Source organism: Neobacillus sp. 19 (assembly GCF_049463095.1).
Classification (GTDB): domain Bacteria; phylum Bacillota; class Bacilli; order Bacillales; family Cytobacillaceae; genus Neobacillus.
Genome location: NZ_JBMPZU010000033.1, coordinates 1 through 19,106 on the forward strand (window position 1 = coordinate 1; position 19,106 = coordinate 19,106).

17 protein-coding genes are annotated in these 19,106 nt (G+C 40.9%); 9 read left to right on the plus strand and 8 right to left on the minus strand.

Features of this window, described 5'->3' with window-relative positions; genetic code table 11:
- Nucleotides 1-49 precede the first annotated feature (49 nt).
- Complete coding sequence (locus tag ACO1D1_RS10705; protein WP_423335922.1) at nt 50-607, plus strand: helix-turn-helix domain-containing protein; 558 nt, start codon at nt 50-52, stop codon at nt 605-607.
- Nucleotides 508-1,434 carry an IS3 family transposase gene (locus tag ACO1D1_RS10710; RefSeq protein ID WP_423336007.1) on the plus strand — a complete coding sequence of 309 codons (927 nt, stop codon included), beginning with the start codon at nt 508-510 and terminating at the stop codon, nt 1,432-1,434. The genes ACO1D1_RS10705 and ACO1D1_RS10710 overlap by 100 nt, the downstream gene beginning before the upstream one ends.
- Nucleotides 1,435-1,515: 81 nt before the next feature.
- Here ACO1D1_RS10710 and ACO1D1_RS10715 read toward each other — a convergent pair whose 3' ends face one another.
- A complete protein-coding gene (locus ACO1D1_RS10715) occupies nt 1,516-2,961 on the minus strand; it encodes a DEAD/DEAH box helicase (RefSeq protein ID WP_423335923.1) in 1,446 nt (481 codons plus the stop codon).
- 132 nt (nt 2,962-3,093) lie between these two features.
- Nucleotides 3,094-3,279 (minus strand): hypothetical protein, encoded by a 186-nt coding sequence (locus tag ACO1D1_RS10720; protein ID WP_149868598.1) that lies wholly within the window; start codon nt 3,277-3,279, stop codon nt 3,094-3,096.
- Between the two features lie 116 nt (nt 3,280-3,395).
- Here ACO1D1_RS10720 and ACO1D1_RS10725 point away from each other — a divergent pair, with 116 nt between their 5' ends.
- On the plus strand, nt 3,396-4,214 hold the full coding sequence (locus ACO1D1_RS10725) for a VOC family protein (protein ID WP_423335924.1): 819 nt from the start codon (nt 3,396-3,398) through the stop codon (nt 4,212-4,214).
- Between the two features lie 51 nt (nt 4,215-4,265).
- On the opposite strand, the gene ACO1D1_RS10730 is transcribed toward ACO1D1_RS10725, so the two are convergent.
- The 4 genes from ACO1D1_RS10730 to ACO1D1_RS10745 form a co-directional block, all read right to left on the minus strand.
- Complete coding sequence (locus ACO1D1_RS10730) at nt 4,266-5,474, minus strand: MFS transporter (protein WP_423335925.1); 1,209 nt, start codon at nt 5,472-5,474, stop codon at nt 4,266-4,268.
- A gap of 12 nt (nt 5,475-5,486) precedes the next feature.
- Nucleotides 5,487-5,906, minus strand: coding sequence for a MarR family winged helix-turn-helix transcriptional regulator (locus ACO1D1_RS10735; protein WP_423336008.1), 420 nt, complete (start codon nt 5,904-5,906; stop codon nt 5,487-5,489).
- A 382-nt stretch (nt 5,907-6,288) separates the two neighbouring features.
- Nucleotides 6,289-6,879: a guanylate kinase gene (locus tag ACO1D1_RS10740; protein WP_423335926.1), complete on the minus strand. Its 591-nt coding sequence runs from the start codon at nt 6,877-6,879 to the stop codon at nt 6,289-6,291.
- Nucleotides 6,880-7,039: 160 nt separating this feature from the next.
- Nucleotides 7,040-9,544, minus strand: a complete 2,505-nt coding sequence (locus ACO1D1_RS10745; RefSeq protein WP_423335927.1) for an NEW3 domain-containing protein — start codon at nt 9,542-9,544, stop codon at nt 7,040-7,042.
- A gap of 344 nt (nt 9,545-9,888) precedes the next feature.
- Here ACO1D1_RS10745 and ACO1D1_RS10750 point away from each other — a divergent pair, with 344 nt between their 5' ends.
- The 6 genes from ACO1D1_RS10750 (at nt 9,889) to ACO1D1_RS10775 (ending at nt 17,962) form a co-directional block, all read left to right on the plus strand.
- Nucleotides 9,889-11,085 (plus strand): ROK family transcriptional regulator, encoded by a 1,197-nt coding sequence (locus tag ACO1D1_RS10750; protein ID WP_423335928.1) that lies wholly within the window; start codon nt 9,889-9,891, stop codon nt 11,083-11,085.
- Nucleotides 11,086-11,100: 15 nt separating this feature from the next.
- On the plus strand, nt 11,101-12,204 hold the full coding sequence (locus ACO1D1_RS10755) for an extracellular solute-binding protein (RefSeq protein ID WP_149868605.1): 1,104 nt from the start codon (nt 11,101-11,103) through the stop codon (nt 12,202-12,204).
- Nucleotides 12,205-12,217: 13 nt separating this feature from the next.
- Nucleotides 12,218-13,321 (plus strand): ABC transporter ATP-binding protein, encoded by a 1,104-nt coding sequence (locus ACO1D1_RS10760; RefSeq protein ID WP_423335929.1) that lies wholly within the window; start codon nt 12,218-12,220, stop codon nt 13,319-13,321.
- Entirely contained in the window at nt 13,318-15,009 is a 1,692-nt protein-coding gene (locus ACO1D1_RS10765) for an ABC transporter permease (RefSeq protein ID WP_149868607.1), read from the plus strand. Before ACO1D1_RS10760 ends, ACO1D1_RS10765 begins: the two co-directional genes overlap by 4 nt.
- A gap of 73 nt (nt 15,010-15,082) precedes the next feature.
- Complete coding sequence (gene argH, locus ACO1D1_RS10770; protein WP_423336009.1) at nt 15,083-16,573, plus strand: argininosuccinate lyase; 1,491 nt, start codon at nt 15,083-15,085, stop codon at nt 16,571-16,573.
- A gap of 423 nt (nt 16,574-16,996) precedes the next feature.
- Complete coding sequence (locus tag ACO1D1_RS10775) at nt 16,997-17,962, plus strand: quinone oxidoreductase family protein (protein ID WP_423335930.1); 966 nt, start codon at nt 16,997-16,999, stop codon at nt 17,960-17,962.
- 65 nt (nt 17,963-18,027) lie between these two features.
- Here the strand turns inward: ACO1D1_RS10775 and ACO1D1_RS10780 are convergent, their stop codons facing one another.
- Complete coding sequence (locus tag ACO1D1_RS10780) at nt 18,028-18,309, minus strand: YggT family protein (protein WP_223820881.1); 282 nt, start codon at nt 18,307-18,309, stop codon at nt 18,028-18,030.
- 124 nt (nt 18,310-18,433) lie between these two features.
- The gene (locus ACO1D1_RS10785; RefSeq protein ID WP_423335931.1) at nt 18,434-18,880 is read right to left on the minus strand and encodes an Rrf2 family transcriptional regulator; all 447 of its coding nucleotides are present in this window, start codon (nt 18,878-18,880) and stop codon (nt 18,434-18,436) included.
- Nucleotides 18,881-19,106: the final 226 nt, after the last annotated feature.

Here is a 19,106-nt window from a genome sequence, read left to right on the forward strand (position 1 = left end):
GGTGCACCCCGAAAGTTAGAGTGAAATCTAACCTTTGGGGTGTTTCTTTATGACAAAATATGGTGGGAAATTCAAGTTAATGTTAGTAAGAGAGTATAAAGAGGGTAAATTGGGATACAACCCTTTAGCTGAAAAATATGGTATGAAAAGCAGCGCTCAACTTAAGAGATGGGTTAAAATTTACGAGAAATTCGGGGCTGAAGGGTTAATGAGGAAGAAGCATAAGGAAACTTATTCTGTTCAATTCAAGCTTGATGTATTAAGCTTTATGAAGAGAACAGGTTCTTCTGAAGTACAAACAGCCCTCCAATTTGGGTTAACTAACCCTCCTTTGATAGGTTCATGGAAGAAAGCTTTTCATGAGGGGGGTGTTGAAGGCCTGAATAAAATTAAAGGACGGCCTTCTATGTCTGATAAAGCAAAGAACAAAAAGAGCACGGAACCAAAAGAAATGACCTATGAACAAAAGTTGGAAAGAGAAAACGAACTCCTACGTTTAGAGGTAGAATACTTAAAAAAGTTACGAGCTTTTCAGATGGATCCGAAGGGCTATCTCGAAAAGCACAAGCAGCGTTATCATTCGAACTCAAAGAAACCTTCAAACTAAAAGATGTTATAAAAATAGTTGGTATTCCAGAATCCTCCTACCATTATCATATTAAAAACATGAAGAAGGAGAATCCAGACCAGGGTTTGGAGGATATTATACAATCCATTTTCGAAGAGCATAACGGAAATTATGGTTATCGTCGTATTCGTTTAGAATTGAAAAATCGTGGAATTAAAGCGAATCATAAGAAGGTTCAACGCATCATGAATAAGCGTGGGCTCAAGGGAGATAAGTTCAGATTAAGATCACGGAGGTACAGCTCTTACAAAGGATCGACGGGAACTGTTGCCAAGAACCATATCAATCGCCGCTTTCATACAAATGTGTGTCATCAAAAATTAACGACAGATATTACGGAATTCAAGTGTTCAGACAGTGTAAAACTATATCTAAGTCCAATTATGGATATGTTTAATGGGGAAATACTATCGTACGGGATTAGTATGCGCCCAACCTTAGAATTAGCCTTCAAACCTCTCAAGGAGGCTCTAGAAATTGTAAAAGATTCAAAGTTTAGAACAACTGTACATTCTGATCAAGGGTGGCATTATCAACATAAAAAATGGGTAAAAACACTCCAAGAAAACAAGGTGTTCCAGAGTATGTCGCGAAAAGGCAATTGTTTAGATAATTCTCCCATGGAGAACTTTTTCGGATTACTGAAACAAGAAATGTATTATGGGGAAGCACTATGCTCTTTTGAGGAATTAAAAAAGAGAATTGAAGAATATATCAATTATTATAATACCAAGCGCATAAAGCAAAAATTGGCAGGCATGAGTCCGGTTCAATACCGTATTCATACCAGCCAATTAGCTGCTTAATATAAAACTCTAACTTTTCGGGGTCACATCATAATTGCATTGGGTGTCAGGCACCTTTTCTACCAGGGCGCTTGCGCTTTTCTATTTTATTGCTATGCTGACTTTTAGTCGCTTTCCTTTGATTGTGGCCTTCTCCATGGCTTGTAGCACTAATGAGCCCTTTCCATTTAGAATATCCACATAGGATAAATGGTCTTGGATCGTAATAATGCCGATATCCTCAGCTGTTACTCCCGGAATTTTCGCGATGGTCCCAACAAAATCGACCGCACGAATCTTCTTCTTTTTGCCGCCGCTGAAATGGAGTTTCATGATATCTTGGTTGATGCGGGCCGTTTTATTATTTCTGACTACTCGGCGGCCGCTGACTTTTTCTTCGAAAGCAGCTTTTCCTGCAGCAACTTCCTGTGATTTTGGGGCCTCTACTGAAGGAATCTCAAAGCCAATATATCTTTCAATTGCTTTAACAAATTTTTCTTCATAAGGTGTAGCAAACGTAATGGCCTTTCCTTTATTTCCAGCTCGTCCGGTTCGGCCTGTGCGGTGGACATAGCTTTCTTTTTCCATCGGTACGTCATAGTTAATCACAAGTGTCACGTTATCAATGTCAATCCCCCGTGCAGCAACATCGGTGGCCACCAAGTATCGGAAATTCCCCATTTTGAATCCGTCCATCACGGCAAACCGATCTTGTTGTTCTAACCCTCCATGAAGTCTTTCACATGAATAGTTGGATGCGTCCAATTCAGCGTATACCGTTTCAACGTGTTCTTTCGTCTTGCAAAAAATTAGACAGCTGTCAGGGTTTTCAACGATAGTAACATCTTTAAGCACAGAAAGCTTCTCTTCATCTTTTACATCGATTAATCGATGTTCAATTGTATCCGTAGTAATCCCAGTTGCTTCAATCTCAATATGAAAGGGCTCTTTCATATACTTATAGCAGAGACTTTCAACATCTTTCGGCAATGTAGCGGAAAAGACCATAGTGACTCTGTTGGATGGAAGTTCTTTTATGATTGATTCTACTTCATCGATAAAACCCATATTCAGCATTTCATCCGCTTCGTCGATTACAAGATACTGAACCTGACCTAAATCTAGCGTTCCTCTATCGATATGGTCAATGACACGCCCTGGTGTCCCCACGACTACATGGGTTTTTTGCTTCAGTTCTTCCTTTTGCTTCGAAAAAGGTTCTTTCCCATAAACGGCCATTGCTTTAATTCGTTTAAACCTGCCAATATTCGTCATATCCTCGCGTACTTGAACCGCAAGCTCCCTAGTAGGAGTGAGAATTAAGGCCTGTGGCTTTTTTTCTTCCCATTCTATCATTTCGCATATAGGAATCCCAAAGGCTGCTGTCTTGCCGCTCCCAGTTTGGGATTTTACAATAAGATCGTTCTTTTTCAACGCTGAAGGGATCACTTCCCGTTGAACCTCTGTAGGCGCTTCGTATTTTAACACCGAAAGCGCTCTTGTGATTTCATTGCTTAAAGGGTATTCTCCAAAACTTCTTTCACTCATGTAGGAACCTCATTTTTTTTATATTATTATTCGACTTATCTATAGGATTTCTCTTAAAGAAATATCATATGCAAAAGCGGAGTAGGATTCATTATACAGGAAATCCGTATCAATATGTGAAAGCAACCAGAACTATAGCCTCACAATTTGTTTTTCCTTTTCAACTTCTATGGCTGAAACAATATAGGCAAACCCATTCATAAAAAAGTACATAACATTGGATTGAATCCGTTCACTTTCGCCTAGATAAGTATTTATAATAATGATGACAGAATACAAAATAACAAAAAATAATGCGATTTTATTAAAAACGGCCATTGAAGAACAACCCCTTTGTATAGAATGCTTATTGTAATCATATTTACTTCAAGCCGGTCTTATGCAAATTGTCCGGAAATCTTCATGCAGTCGATAGTAAAGAAAGGAGTCTTAACATGTCATTTTCCTTTGATCATTTGGTCTTTTTTTCTAAAAACCCTGACGAGGCCATTCCTCTTTTAAAGCAAAGAGGAATCCACGCTTTCAATGGCGGTCGTCATGAATTTTGGGGTACATACAATACCCTGTCCTATTTTGATTTAAGTTATATTGAATTTTTAGGAATTGAAAATTTACTGGTGGCGGAAAAACAGGAAAAGAACCGTCTGGTTACGCATATTGTGGAGCAACTTGAAGGGCAGAAGCAGGAGGGGCCTGCTAGGATTGCCATTCGTACAGATCATATAGATGAGCTGGCTGTAAAGCTTAAAGAAGCAGGATTTACCGTTTATGGCCCGCTTCCCGGTGAACGGATGCGAGCGGATGGACAAGTGATAAAATGGTCGCTGCTTTTCCCGGAGGCTGCGGAGAACGAGCTGGAACTGCCATTTTTCATTCAATGGGAAAAATCAGACGAAGAGAGACTCTTAGAATTTGAGGAACTGGGATTGGTCGGGTCACATCCCGCGGGAAATCTGCAGTTTGAGAGTGTCTGCTTTGTTGTTCATAACTTGGAGCAAACTTTATCCACATGGGGAAGATTATTGGATCTTAAACAGGGAGAAGAATTTGTAGATGCCTCGATTAATGCGAGGTGCAGGAAACTAGAATTGGCTGGAACGAAGCTGTTGTTTTGTACACCACTTGGCGAGGGAATTGCCGCAACGGTGTTACAAGAAAAAGGGGAAACCCCTTTCTTAGTAAACCTGACCGGGAAAGGGCAAAGCAAAATTTTTGAAATGATGAATGGATTTTGGAGATTCAATCAGTTTTAGAAGGAAAAATGGCGAACCAGTGAAAAAAACTGTTCGTCATTTTTCAAATAGTTAAACCGCATTTGAAGGATTGATTTTCGCTTTTGCAGTATGTTCCTTCTTACCATGTAAAAAGTAGTAGAGCACGGAAGATACCAGTGCAACAAGGCCGAGAATGACATATAGTTTACTGTAGCCCGTTACTGGGATAATGAATCCAAGTAAATAGGGTCCAAAACCAAGTCCTGCGTCAAGGAAAATAAAAAAGGTTGAAGTGGCTAATCCCATAAGATGCGGAGGTGTTAATTTAACCGCAACGGCCTGGGTACTGGACTGGATATTACCAAATCCAAGGCCAATTAGGGCGCCGGCAATAAGCAATGTAATGCCTGTGTCTACCGAACTTAGTATTATCATACCGGCTGCTAAGATAATAAGGGCCGGATACATAACATAGTTGGCACCTTTCACATCCATCAAGCGGCCTGTGAATGGGCGTGAAAGTAAAACGGCAATTGAATACACAAGGAAGAAAAAGCTAGCAGTGCCAACTAGATTAATTTCAATTGCATAGAAATTAATATAAGAGAGAACACTTGAATAACAAAAGGCGATTACAAGAGTGACAATGGCAATTGGCAGTGCCTTTGGCTCAATAAAGTGTGAAAGCTTGAAGCCCTTATTTTCAGTTGCTTGTACCTTTCCATCTAATACTGGCACATATACAAAAATCGAGGTTATAAAGCTGATAACGCCTAAGGCAACTGAGAAAATAAAAATTGATTGGAAATCCGCATGTTGAGTCATATAAAGGCCGATGAACGGACCAATTGCGGTAGAAAGTGCGGCACTCATGCTAAAGTAGCCGATTCCTTCGGCTTTTCGGGTTGCCGGAATAATTTGGGCTGCGATGGTTCCCGTGGCTGTCCCAACCATTCCGGCTGCAATACCGTGCAATAATCGGGTAATAAGCAGAACACTAATATTTATATTTAATAAATATAATAGGGTTGTTAAAATAAAAAACACTAGACCAATGTATAACGTTTTCTTGCGGCCAAGCGACTCTATAAAGCGTCCGGTAAAAAGCCTTCCGATTAATGACCCGATGATAAAGATTCCTGTAACAAGTCCAGCCTGGCTTGTAGAAGCATGGAATTGATCAACAGCATACTTGCCAATAATCACGATTAATAAATAAAAGATGATAGTTACTAAAAAGTTAATCGTGGATACGATGATAAAATCCTTTGTCCATAATTTAGGTCTGAATTGATTCATTTTCATATCCCCTTATCTTGTCATGTTCTTCTGTATTTTTCCCATAATCCGGATGGCTTCGTTTTGTTCATCCTCCGAGACTCCTTTAAGAATTTCCTGTTCGAATTGGTCAATTGTCACACGGACATCTTTATACACATGCCTTCCCATTTCTGAAAGCTGCATTCTTTTTTCACGTTTGTCTTTTCCAGGAACATGCTCTACATATCCTAGCTCTTCCAAGCGATTAATCGTTCTGGTAACGGTCGGTTTCTCGACATTCATATAATGGGATAGCTCCACAAGCGTAGCCGTTCCGATATTTGCTAAGTAGTACATAATGGTCCACTGTGCCCTGTATAGCTGATGTTCAGCGAGATGGATATTCAGCCTATTTTCAAAGGGCCTGTAGAGCATCAATAATTGGTGAAAGAATTTTTGTGAAGACTTAATTGCAAACACCTCTTTTTTCAAAAATAGTTACCGTTGGTAATAGTTAGCTAAGGTAACTAATATAATATAACATATTTGAACATCATATGTCCATTACATGATGAAAAAGGCTCAAACACTAATAAGCTAAAAAAACAATCGTTTAAATAAAAAGTACGAAAAAAGGCGAACAGTGATTGCCACTGTCCGCCTATACTTATTATAAAAGTATAAATTTCAACTTTGAGAATTGTCTAGCTCCAGCGCCCTAGCGGCAAATGTCCTTCGCTCTCCGCCCTACGATAAGTCAACATCGAATCGCCTCAGGCTCTTCGTGTTTCCTTTATCTCAGTTGGAGCGCTCCAGGCCATACGCCGCTGACCAGGGCGCTTTCGCTTTTCTCTCAATAATCCGTTACTGTAAGGTCTCTGTCTAAAAAGGTTTCGATTAATTCGCTGACTTGGTATGCGACCTGCGGAGAATCAAAGTTTTCAAACGCATGTTCACAGCTGTTTTTATAGCCCATGATTTCATCGTAATGGGACAAATGGCGCTCAATTACCGCATCATCATCTTGCCGGTCTTTCTGCCTTTGAATAACTGTGTCCCGATTGGCATAAACGAAAATACGGACAACTCCATCCCCATACATTGTTTTTAGCTTTTCGGTTCCTTCGGGATTGAGAGTCAGATAAACGTAATCATGGTTTTGGAAGGCTTCAACGATGTCCTGCTCACGAATGCCATAATGAATGCCGTCAATTTCGACGCTTTCAAGAAACTCCTGATTTGCTTGCAGTTGCTTGAAGGCTTCTTCCGTAACAAAGTGGTAATCTTCACCATCTTTTTCATAATGCCGGGGGGAACGAGTAGTGTAAGAGAGTACGGTTTCCATATCAAACGCGGTAGCAACCATTTTCGCTATCGTTTTTCTTCCAGAGCCATAGGGACCTGTGTAAACGAAGATTTTTTCTTTCCCTTTGATTTGATACATAGGGGGCCTCCTTTTAGTTTTTTATACCCCTTTTATCTGCGGAGACGTTGACTGGAAGTGAAGGGGATCTATTATCATTATATCAAAACAACATCCTAATAATCTATTATTAGAAAGAAAACAGTCCCTGCGGTAAAAATCGAGGGACTGTCTGTTTCAATTAGTTACTGGCACCATAGCTAATTAGGTTTGTGAAAATGCGGTAGCCGCCTGGAACTTGACCTTGGATTTGACGATAGAAAACAAGGTTTGTATATAGGTACGTTCCTTGGCCGTATTTAGCCATGAGGATCCCGCCATCGAATGGGTCTTCACCTGGGTCATTCATTCTTACAAATGTTTCGTAATGGTTATCCCAATCCATTGGATAGTATAATCCTCTTTCTTGGATCCAATGATCCCAATCACTATCGGTAATCTTATTCGGATAGTTGAAAAGAGGGGAGTCAGGCTGCAATACCGTTACTTTTGCGTTCTCATCTGTAACCCGCCATTTGATGGATGGATTTCCAATTGTTAATGGATACGGAGCTGTCGTATCTTTGTTCCAGCCATCACCCGGCTTATGGTATTGAACGACTAAGTGCCCGCCATTATAAACATATTCTTTAAGACGTTCGTTATTGGCGATTAAGTCAGCCCGTGAAAGGTAGGCACGAATTCCAACAACAATGCTATCGTATTGACTTAAATCAGCTGTTTTCAAATCAGCCTCCGTCAGTTTTGTTACATTTAGTCCAGCGTTATTGAGATAGTCTGCGACTTTATCAAATCCACTTTCCACATAACCAATTTTTAGACTATCATTGTTTAAAAGTTCAAAGGCCACACCATTCACCTGTGCAGGATACTCGTAATAGAAAGTACCAATATGGTCATAATTGATGGTTTGAACAGTTGAATTAAAGGTTTTGCCATTAACCGCGGCTTCCGCAGCAATTTTAAAATCACCCGCTTTAATATCCTTCGGTGGTGCTAAGGTAAAGTCGATAGACTTTTCTTCCAATTGGCTGCTGAATGTCACCTCTGCATTACTTGGGGAGACCTTCCAGCCCTCCGGAGCCTTTAAAGCAACAGATGATTGAGCCGCACCGTCACGGTAGTTTTTCACCTTTACCGTAACAGGGATGGCTTCCTGAATATCTGCCGTATTCACGACAATATCTTCAGGGGATAAGGTAAGACCAACATCCGGAAGAACAGCGATTGTACCGTTTAGATCTTTGATTTGGCTTGTTTTTGTTCCAGTGGATTCATAGGTGACAGCTGCTTGAATGGCCGGTGTTTTGTAGGCATGGTAATACTCGGCATCCTCCGGAACGACTACTTGATAGGAAATTTGTTTAGATTCTCCCGGTGCCAAATGAGTTGTTTTATTCTTTGAGGTAATATTCCAGCCTTCTGGAACCAATAAATCAGCACTGACATTGTGCAGTTTTTGTTTTCCGTTATTTTTAAGGGTTACAGTTACATTTGTTGTTTGCCCTTTTGTCAGGATGTTGAATTCCGAAGAGGCGCTGACATCCAGTTGTGAAGCTGTAAAGCTTGCTGTTTGCAGCTGTTCTTCTTTTATGGAAAGTTTATGAAGCAAATCATTTTTTAACGCTGCGGAAAGCTTGGATTGCTTTGTTTTGTTCTGTAAGTTGCGCACTTCTTTTAATGTGCTCTGTGACTGCTCAAATACCTGCTCCTTGCTTGGATAGGCAGAAACAATCGAGTCTAATTTGCCTTGAAGCTTTGTAAAGTGAACTTTTAGATCATTTTCAGTTTTCGGAAGCTGCTGTGACCACTCCTTAAAATTGTAAGGAACACCAGCGAAAAGTTCGGCATTGTCTCCAACAGTGCTATAAAGTAATTCTAGATTGATCTGTCTCGGTGCGACAGGGATGTTATTGCCCATTCCCTGGCTTTTATGCATAAAGCGGGACTGCTCGCCTAACTGTGGATAAGACATTTGGTAAATGGGATCAAACATCCCAATTTCAATAGACGTTTCTGTCTGTTCCTTTGATTCTGCAGGTAAATACAGTTTTTTCACCTGCCAGACAGATAAGCCCTCTTTTAACTGTTCAGGGAAAATAGCTGGGTCTGCTGCATCTTTAAAGGCGCGTTCAGACAGGATCTCCATTGCACGGTGATGACCGTGCTGGGAATCTACATTTCGAAATGAAGGCATAACAATATCCGGCTGATACGTACGGATAAAGCGGATAAGCCGTTCGTATGTTAAGTCCTCGCCCCATTGTGCTAATGTATCTTCAGGGCTTTTGGAAAAACCAAAATCATAGATGGCATCAGATGTGGTTTCACTAAGATGGAAGGCTTTAACGCCAGTAATCTTAGCCGCTTCAATCATTTCTCTCGAGCGGATGATGCCCAAACCATTTCCTAATTCATCACCAATTTCATTTTGACCGCCTTCCCCGCGGTTACCGATTAGACTTGATGTTTTAACACCGAGCCCCCTGGATAAATAGGCAAGAAAATCACTTCGTTCATCATCAGGATGTGCACCGGTATTTAGAAACGTAACCGTCGTTTCTAGAGGTTTGACAGCATTCCAGAGATCAACATCGGGCTCCTGTGCCTTTGCAGCATTTCCGCTAAATGGCAGCAGTGAAACAACTAATAAAGTGGAAAGTAATCCAAGAAAGAACTTTTTCACCTTTGTAACCCCTTTCAATTTTTAGTATAAATTCTAACTTACACCCTCCTTTTGACAATAGTTGTTAATAGGTTAGTTAAATTACTTAACTAACGGGAGAAATCTCCTACACTTAATAATTAACACCTGGAGCGAGAAAAGTAAATACTCTCCATATTCAGAAAATTAAAACAGTTATTTAGTCCTATAGGCAATGGCAGTGTAGTTATATTAGACTAGAAGTAGATAATGTGCTAAAAGTCGAATTATTAAAAAAATATGTTGTAAACGGTTTCTTTTTGGGTTATATTTTAGTTAATTATTAAAACTAACTAACTCAACAAAATGATTAAGGCCGTGATGCAATGAGTACCAACGAGAACAAAGTTCAAAACAAAAAAAGAATATTGCAATGTATTTTGGAACATGCCCCAATCTCAAGGTCAGAAATTGCTGGGAAAATGAAAATTAGTAAACCGACTGTTTCATTCTTAGTCGATGAACTGATCCAGGAAAAGTGGGTGTTTGAAAAAGGAATTGGCGAATCCACCTCACAAGGAGGCAGAAGACCGATTCATTTGTATTTTAATGAAAAAGCAGCTTATATCATCGGTACAGATATCGGTGGTACAAAAGTAAAAATCATCATCAGCGATTTAAATGGAAATATCGTCGCTGCAAGCAGTTTTCAAACGGAGCAGTACGTACACACTGGTTTATTGAAGAAAGTGGGAAAAGAAATTAGTGTGATGATCCAAAAGAATGACATTGATCCGCAAAAGATTTTGGGAATGGGCGCAGGAGTTCCTGGAATAACAGAAACGACCGGAATCGTCGTCGAAGCGCCAAGCTTAAATTGGATCCGGTACCCTTTCATCAAAGAAGCTGCACGATATTTGTCCTTTCCAATTTATGTGGATAACGATGTCAATGTGGCTGCGCTTGGAGAGCAATGGCTTGGGAATGCCAAACACAAGGAAAATGTATTGTTCATTGCTATTGGCACTGGCATTGGGAGTGGAATTATTATTCATAATCAGCTCTATCGAGGATCCTCCAATGCCGCGGGTGAAATGGGGTATATGGTAACGGATAAAAACGATATGAAAAATGAATTTCAGCCAATTTTTCACCGCTACGGTTTTTTAGAGAGTGTCGCGGGCGGGAAAGCGATTGGTGACAAACTCACAAGAGTAGTACAGCAGCATCCTGACCATCCCTTATACGATCAAGCTAAATCAGGAGAACTGACAGGTGAAATAGCGTTTGTACTGGCAAAAAAAGGAGACAAAATTGCCCTTAAAGTAATAGATGAGGCGATTGAGCATATAGCCTATGGAATTATTAATGCCGCTAGTTTATTAAATCCTGAGGTTATTATTTTGGGAGGTGGTGTGTTAAAGTCATCTGAATTCATCTTACCTAAACTGCGTGAAATTGTGGATCACTATCTTCCTAGTTCAGTAGAATTGAAAGTTTCACAGTTAGGAGAGAATGCAGGTGTATTGGGAGCCGTTTCATTATTTTTACGGGAACATGAAAGCATCATTAACTTTTCTTAAAGAGGGGGACTTTTTGTGAAAAATAAGAAAAAAGTATCGATTATTACCGCATTAACGTTATCCGCATCCCTATTGCTTGCCGCTTGTGGCGGGGATGCTGAAAAAACTTCTAACACACCTTCAAAGAAACCGGCCGACAAGAAAGACGAAGCAAAACTTGAAGAGAAAATTGTCGTTTATTCACCACACGGAAAAGACATCCTTTCTAAATTCGAACAACAATTTGAAGCGAAATACAATGTAGATGTTGAATGGCTCGACATGGGTTCACAAGAGGTGCTTGACCGGATTCGCTCTGAAAAAAATAATCCGCAGGCAGATGTTTGGTGGGGGGCACCTTCCGTAAACTTTGACCAAGCAAAGGACGAGGGCCTTTTAGCACCGTATAAGCCATCCTATGCAGATAGTTTGGACGCAGGCTTCCACGATGCTGACTGGAATTGGTCCGGAACAAGTCAAACACCTGAAGTCATCATGTATAACAGCAAAGAGGTTAAAAAGGAAGATGCGCCTAAGGATTGGGATGAATTATTGGATGCGAAATGGAAGGATAAAATCATTATCCGATACCCGCTGGCATCTGGAACAATGAGAACCATCTTCTCCGCGATGATTTACCGTGATTTCAAAGACTCTAATGATCCAGCAAAAGGGTATGATTGGTTGAAAAAGCTGGACGCAAATACAAAGGAATATTCTGCTAACCCTGAAATGATGTACAACAAAGTCGCTAAAGGCGAAGGCGTCATCTCTGTCTGGGCCATGCCGGATGTGGTTATGTTGAAGGAAAACAAGAATTATCCATTTGAATTTATTGTTCCAAAAAGCGGAACGCCAGTCTTGACTGAAGGAATTGCTGTTGTAAAGGATGCGCCGCATCCAAAAGCTGCCGAAGCATTCTATGAATTTGTCAACACACCTGAAGCCGCTAAATTGTTGGCAGAGGAATTTTACCGAATCCCAACTAGAACAGACGTGAAAGACCTTCCTGCGTGGATTACCGAAACGGAAATTAAAAAGATGGATATCGACTGGAAAGTCTTCCAAAAAGAAAGCGACGGCTGGATGAAGTATTGGGATGAAAACATCAAGAGTGGTGCAAAAGAAATCAAACAATAGGAAGTGTTAGGTAATGGCGTCGATAAAAATTGATCATGTCCAAAAAGCGTTTGGAAAAGTAATCGCAGTTGATCATTTAGACTTGGAAATCAAGGATGGAGAGTTCTTTACTTTCCTCGGTCCGAGCGGTTGTGGGAAAACGACGACCCTCAGGATGATTGCCGGCTTTTACTATCCGACAAAAGGCATTATTCGTTTTGGCGATAAAGATATGACGCGTGTACCTCCTGAAAAAAGAAATACGGGCATGGTTTTTCAAAACTATGCCCTTTTTCCTCATATGACGGTGTTTGAAAATGTAGCTTTTGGTTTAAGAGTAAGAAAAATCTCTGCAAATGAACTGAAAACACGGGTACAGGACGTACTGCGTAAAGTAAGGCTCGAGAAATATTCCGATCGTCAAGTGAGTCAGTTAAGTGGAGGACAGCAGCAGCGTGTCGCCCTTGCAAGGGCATTGGTAATTGAACCTGAAATTCTTCTCCTTGATGAGCCGCTCAGCAATCTGGATGCCAAGCTCCGGGATGAAATGAGAAGCGAAATCTTAAGACTGCAAAAAGAGTATAAAATCACGACTATTTATGTCACCCATGACCAGGCAGAGGCTTTATCGATGAGTGATCGAATTGCTGTTTTTAATTTCGGGGTATGCCACCAAGTGGGGACACCTTCTGAAATTTATAATCAGCCGGCAAATGATTTTGTGGCCAGTTTTATCGGTGAAATCAACCTTTTACCAGTTAAAATTGACCGGGTAGAGCAAGATCATGTAGTAGTATCAGCCCAAGTTGGCTCTGGGTCAAAACAATTGGCTGTACATAATCATCCGTATAATGTAAATCCAGATACGAAAGGTGACCTGTCCTTATCGATTCGACCAGAGGCGATTAAGATTGTTGAACAGCAGACAGAGGGAACCAATATACTAAAAGGAATAATTGAGAAAGTGGAGTTTTTTGGTTCAGTCATCAACCTGAGTGTGAATGTAGACGGCCTCCTTCTGCAAGTGAATCTATTAAACAATCGGTCTCATCAACTTACATCTGGAGCGGATGTGTGGGTCCAATTGCCGAAGGATCAAATCCGGGTGATTCCGGTCATCAGCGGTGATGCCTCATGATAAAAAATCGTGATACCAGGTTTACTATACTGTTGCTGATTCCGGTTCTCTTAGTATTAGTTGCCTATGTTCTCTATCCCTCATTACGGACATTTTTCGAGAGTTTACAAACAAAAAGCGGCCTATCGTTTGCCAACTATCAGGACTTTTTTAGCCAGGAATCAAAAACCAATCTCGAAGCGTTGTGGAATTCCGTTTATATTTCCATATTAAGTGTGCTTGTGAGTGCGCTGATTGGTATTCCGCTTGCCTTTATTTTTAATCGGTATGATTTTCCGGGAAGAGGATTTTTCTCTTCAGCTGCCATCATGCCAATTGTCCTCCCATCATTGGTCGGTGTCATGGCCTTTATGTTTTTGTATGGGGAAACAGGCTTAATTCCCAACGCGATCAAGGATTTATTCGGCCTGGAGAAAGTGCCCTTTAAAATTGGCGGGGTGTCGGGGATTTTAATTGTCCACGCTTATACGATGTATGTCTATTTCTACATGACTGTCTCGTCAGCGATAAACAAAATCGACCCGAGTCTGGAAGAAGCGGCTTTTAATTTAGGTGCCAGCCGTTTTAACGTGTTTTGGAAGGTGACGTTTCCATTATTGACTCCTGCGATTGTTGCGGCCTCATTGCTCGTATTTATGATTTCCATGGCATCGTTTAGTGCGCCGTTCTTATTAGCGGGAGGGTATCGTGTCCTAAGTCTGCAAATCTATTTTTCAAAATTAAATGGGGATATGGAGGTTGCTGCCACACAATCTGTCATTCTATCCATTGTTTCGATTGCCTTCTTATTATTTATGCGCTGGTATCAAAACAGGAAGGATTACCGAATGGCCTCAAAAGGGATTGGTGCCCATCGCAGTGAGGTGAAAAATCCGGTAATGAAATGGATCATGGTTTTGATCGGCATCATTGGCGTGATCATCTTGCTGCTGCCGCACTTCACAATCCTGCTCCTTTCGTTAGTACCGGACGGAACCTGGACGTGGCAAACCTATCCATCGGTGTTTAATTTTGAAAACTACCGATTATTGCTGCAGGATCCAAACATCTTTAAACCACTAAAAAACAGTTTAATTCTAGCGTTTATTGCGACTGCTGGAAACCTGGTGTTTGGTGTATTGACATCCTATCTTCTTGTAAAACGGAAATTTATCGGCAAGAATTTTGTCGATGTATTGGTGATGATTCCATGGGCGCTGCCTGCAACTGTTATCGGGATGAATCTAATCTTTGCTTTTAATGAGCCAAATATTTTTTCATTCGGGAACATTCTCGTCGGTACGTTCTGGATTTTGCCGCTCGCCTATTTTGTGCGTCACATTCCATTAGTTGTGAGGTCAACCAACGCGGTACTCGAGCAATTGGATGATTCCATCGAGGAAGCTTCTCGAAATCTCGGGGCACGCTGGTTTTATACCTTTAGGAGGGTCATTCTTCCGATTATTATGCCGGGTGTCCTCTCGGGAACCTTACTGGCGTTCGTTGAGTCTGTCGGAGAATTCCCAACATCCGTATTGTTGTACACGATTTCCAATCGACCGATCTCGATTGAAATCATGAACCAGCTCAGGATGTTTAACATGGGTCAGGCTGCCGCCTACGGAATGATTCAGATTGCTTTAATTGCGCTTGTTCTGTTTATTTCAAATAAGTTTTTCGGGGTCAAAGCCGAACAATCATTGTCTTAAAATATAACCTCAATCGGTGGCGATGTTTTTCTTCCGCCGCCGATTGTTAGTTAAATCAATCGGAGATGAAAAGATGAGTAAGCTAGAGGAATTTATTAAAACGGAAGGAACGGCTTTTCCAGGCAAAACCTATGTGGAAGAGCTGTTAATGCCGGTATTTAATGATCAGCGCGATTTCCTATTTCATGTCATGTTTGATATTCACCGTGCCCATGTCATCATGCTTGAAGAACAAAACATTATTAAAACCGATGAAGCAAGAGAGATGTTAAAGGGCATTAATAAAGTGGCCAAAACCGATATTAGTCAAATATCGTATCAGCCACAGTTTGAAGATTTATTTTTCATGATGGAGGCCAAAATCGGCGAAGAAATTGGTGCGGAACTAGCGGGGAAAATTCATATTGGCCGGAGCCGGAACGATATGGGTGTGGCCATGTACCGCTTGGTTCTAAGAGAGCATCTGTTGAAATTGCTGCAAAGTGCTTATTGTTTAAGCGATGCCTTGCTCGAGCAGGCGGACCAGCATACCGAAACGTATATTACCGGTTATACCCATACCCAGCCGGCACAACCTACGACGCTGGGACATTATTTACTGGCGATTTATGATGTCTTGCAGCGGGACATTAAACGTTTATGGTCAGCATATGAAACGGTCAACCAGTCATCACTTGGTGCGGCGGCCTTGACCACTACAGGTTTCCCAATTTGCCGTACACGGACGTGTGAGCTGTTAGGTTTTGATAAAATTGTTGAAAATTCCTATGATTCGATTGGCGGAGCGGATTACTTATTGGAAACATCGTCTGCCTTGATGACCTGCATGGTGAACACTGGAAGATGGATTCAGGACTTCTTGCAGCATGTGACAAGAGAGTTTGGTTCCTTTTATGTCGCCGACCCTTATGTCCAGGTCAGTAGTATCATGCCGCAGAAGCGCAATCCGGTATCGATTGAGCATTCTCGCTCGATTGCCAGCAGTGCTTATGGCGATGCTCTGGCCGCGATGAATATGATTCATAATACGCCATTTGGCGATATTGTCGATACGGAGGATGATTTGCAGCCACACTTATATCGCGCCTTTACCAATGCCAATCGCGTCATGAAATTAATGTATGCCGTGATTACCACTCTAAAGGTCAACGCCGAGCATACGAAGAAAATGGCGCATAAATCAAGCATAACGATAACCGAATTGGCTGATACGCTGGCAAGGGATTATAACATTTCTTTTAGAAAAGCACATTCCGTTGCAAGCTTTATTTCGAAAAAAACAATCAGTGCCCGGAAAGAATTATATGAGTGGAAGATTGACGAAATTAACGAAATGATAAGCGGCTTCGTTGATGTCGCATTGACAGAACAGGAATGGAAAAAAATCATTTCGCCGGAATACTTCGTAGAAATCAGGAGCATCCAAGGAGGCCCGAGTCCAAAAGAAGTCGTTCGGATGATCGGCGAGAGAAAGCAGAAGCTGGGCATTCAGACGAAAGATTATGAAGAACTTGTTGAAAAATTAACAGCTTTGCGGAATAGATTAGTAGGGTATACTATTTGATTTTCCTAAATAGTCATTTCATATAAAAGCTCAACCCCGATGTAGTGAAGAAGGCTACGTAGGGGTTTTGAGCTTTTTTAAACTTAAATCCCGATGTAGAAGAAGGCTACGTAGGGGTTTTGAGCTTTTTTAAACTTAAACCCCGATGTAGAAGAGGTCTACGTAGGGGTTTTAAGATTTTTAAAACTTAAACCCCGATGTAGAAGAGGTCTACGTAGGGGTTTTGAGATTTTTTAAACTCACCCCCCGATGTAGAAGAAGGCTACGTAGTGGTTTCAAGAAATTTTAAGCTCAAACCCCAATTTAGAAACGGTCTACGACGCACTTTCCCCCAATTACGACCTATTTTGTATTTGCATTTCCTATCACAATCGTATTTAATTTAACCATATTAAAAAATTCATTTAAGATGGGGTCATATTTATGAAAGCACTTGTGTTTAATACATTTGGCGGGCCGGAAGTACTGAAATATCAGGATATTGCCGATCCAGTAATTGGACCGGATGAAATATTGGTAAGAATGAAAGCAATTGGCTTGAATTTTGCTGATATTTATAGAAGAAAAGGAAACTATCATCTTACAGGCAAGCCGCCTTATATCTTAGGATATGAAGGAGCCGGAATGGTTGAAGAGATAGGAGTAAATGTCCAAGGGATAAGTGTTGGAGACCGGATGGCCTTTGCCGATGTACCATTTGCAAATGCTGAATTGGTCGCCGTTCCAATGGAAAAAGCTATTCCTGTTCCCGATACCATCTCATTTGCTGAAGCTGCATCTGTCTTGCTGCAAGGTCTAACGGCGCATTATTTAACGCAGGATAGTTATACAGTGAAAAAGGACGATAGGGTGTTGGTCCACGCAGCAGCCGGCGGTGTCGGGCAGCTCCTCGTTCAAATGGTTAAACTGTTAGGCGGCAGGGTAATCGGATTAACTTCCTCAACGGAAAAGGCGGCCGCCGCGAAGAAAGCCGGTGCCGATCTCGTTTTTCTGTACAAGGATAATTGGAAGGAAGAAGTACTCGAGGAAACCGACGGCATAGGTGTAGATGTGGTATACGAATCAGTTGGCTCCACGCTGCAAGACAGTTTTGCGGCTACATGTATCGGAGGAACAGTTGTATTCTTTGGAATGTCAGGAGGGGATCCGGCTCCTGTTGACCCAAGAATGTTAATGGATACGTCTAAAACGTTGACAGGGGGGGATTTATGGAATGTACTCACTTCTCATAAAGAGCGGGTGAGGCGTTCCGCTGAGTTATTTCGTTGGATGGAAGAGGGCAAAGTAAAAATATCCGAGCCGACAGTTTTTGCCTTAAGAGATGGTCAGGAAGCACATCGTTTGCTAGAAAGCCGTAAGAGTACAGGGAAAATTCTATTAGTCCCTTAAAAATGAAATAATGATACCAATAAAAGTAATGGCGAACCGTGACTGGCACGGTTCGCCATTGCTTCTTATACCCCAATCACATTCAATGATTGGCGGAGACCTTCAAGCGCGAAACTACTTAAAAATCGATACGCAAATAATGCGATGATTGGCGAAAAGTCAATGGGCCCTAGTGGCGGGATGAATTTCCTAAATAATTTCAAATAAGGTTCGACTAGCTTGTACACCCATTCACCAACTGTTGATGTTTGAAATCTTGGAAACCAGGAGCCAAAAATGGAGATTAAAATCAACCAATAATAAGCCTCAAATGCATATTGTCCAATCTGAAAAATGGTAGAACCCAATTAAATCACCTGTCTATTATCATTTTTTAATATTTTGCCAAACAAACATATATAACATATACGAATATGTCCTAATAAGGTTTCAACAATAACATAATTTTATGTGAAAAAGAATACAAATGCTTTAACAATCTGCTTTGCTTTGGTTTTCTTTTTTTAAAATGTCCTTTACAACTTCCTCAATGGTTACACTCCCAAGTGATTTTTCCATGGCAAGCTGTGCTTCGGAAAAGAGCGGGCTAATGGTATCTTGAATGTTTCTCCCAACCAGACAGGCTGGATTCGGTTTATCGTGCAAGCCAAATAACTCTTTTTCTTGAACAACGTTAACAGCTTTATAAACATCAAGTAATGTAATTTCTGATAAGTCCCTCGCTAGTTCAGCCCCGGCAATCCCAGGGCGGACGCTGACCAAACCGGCATTTTTCAGCATCCCCATGATCTTTCTAATCACAACAGGGTTTGTATTGACACTTTTGGCAATGTATTCTGAGGAACTCACGCCACCCTTATTAATCTCCAATAGCGAAAGTATATGAATTCCGACGGAAAACCGGCTGCTGATGGACAATGAATTCACCTTCCTTCATTTAAAATTCCTAACATTATTATAAGTATAAACGATGGATAATAAATAAGTACATCCAAGTATAGATCCTGGCCGAAATTGTTAAATTAACATTGTTAAAAAAATTCCACAGCAAGATTATTGACAAAGATATCAGTTGTAACTTATATTATTACATGTAATCAAAATGGTTACAACATAAAAAGTTGTCATATATGGAGGGGTTAAT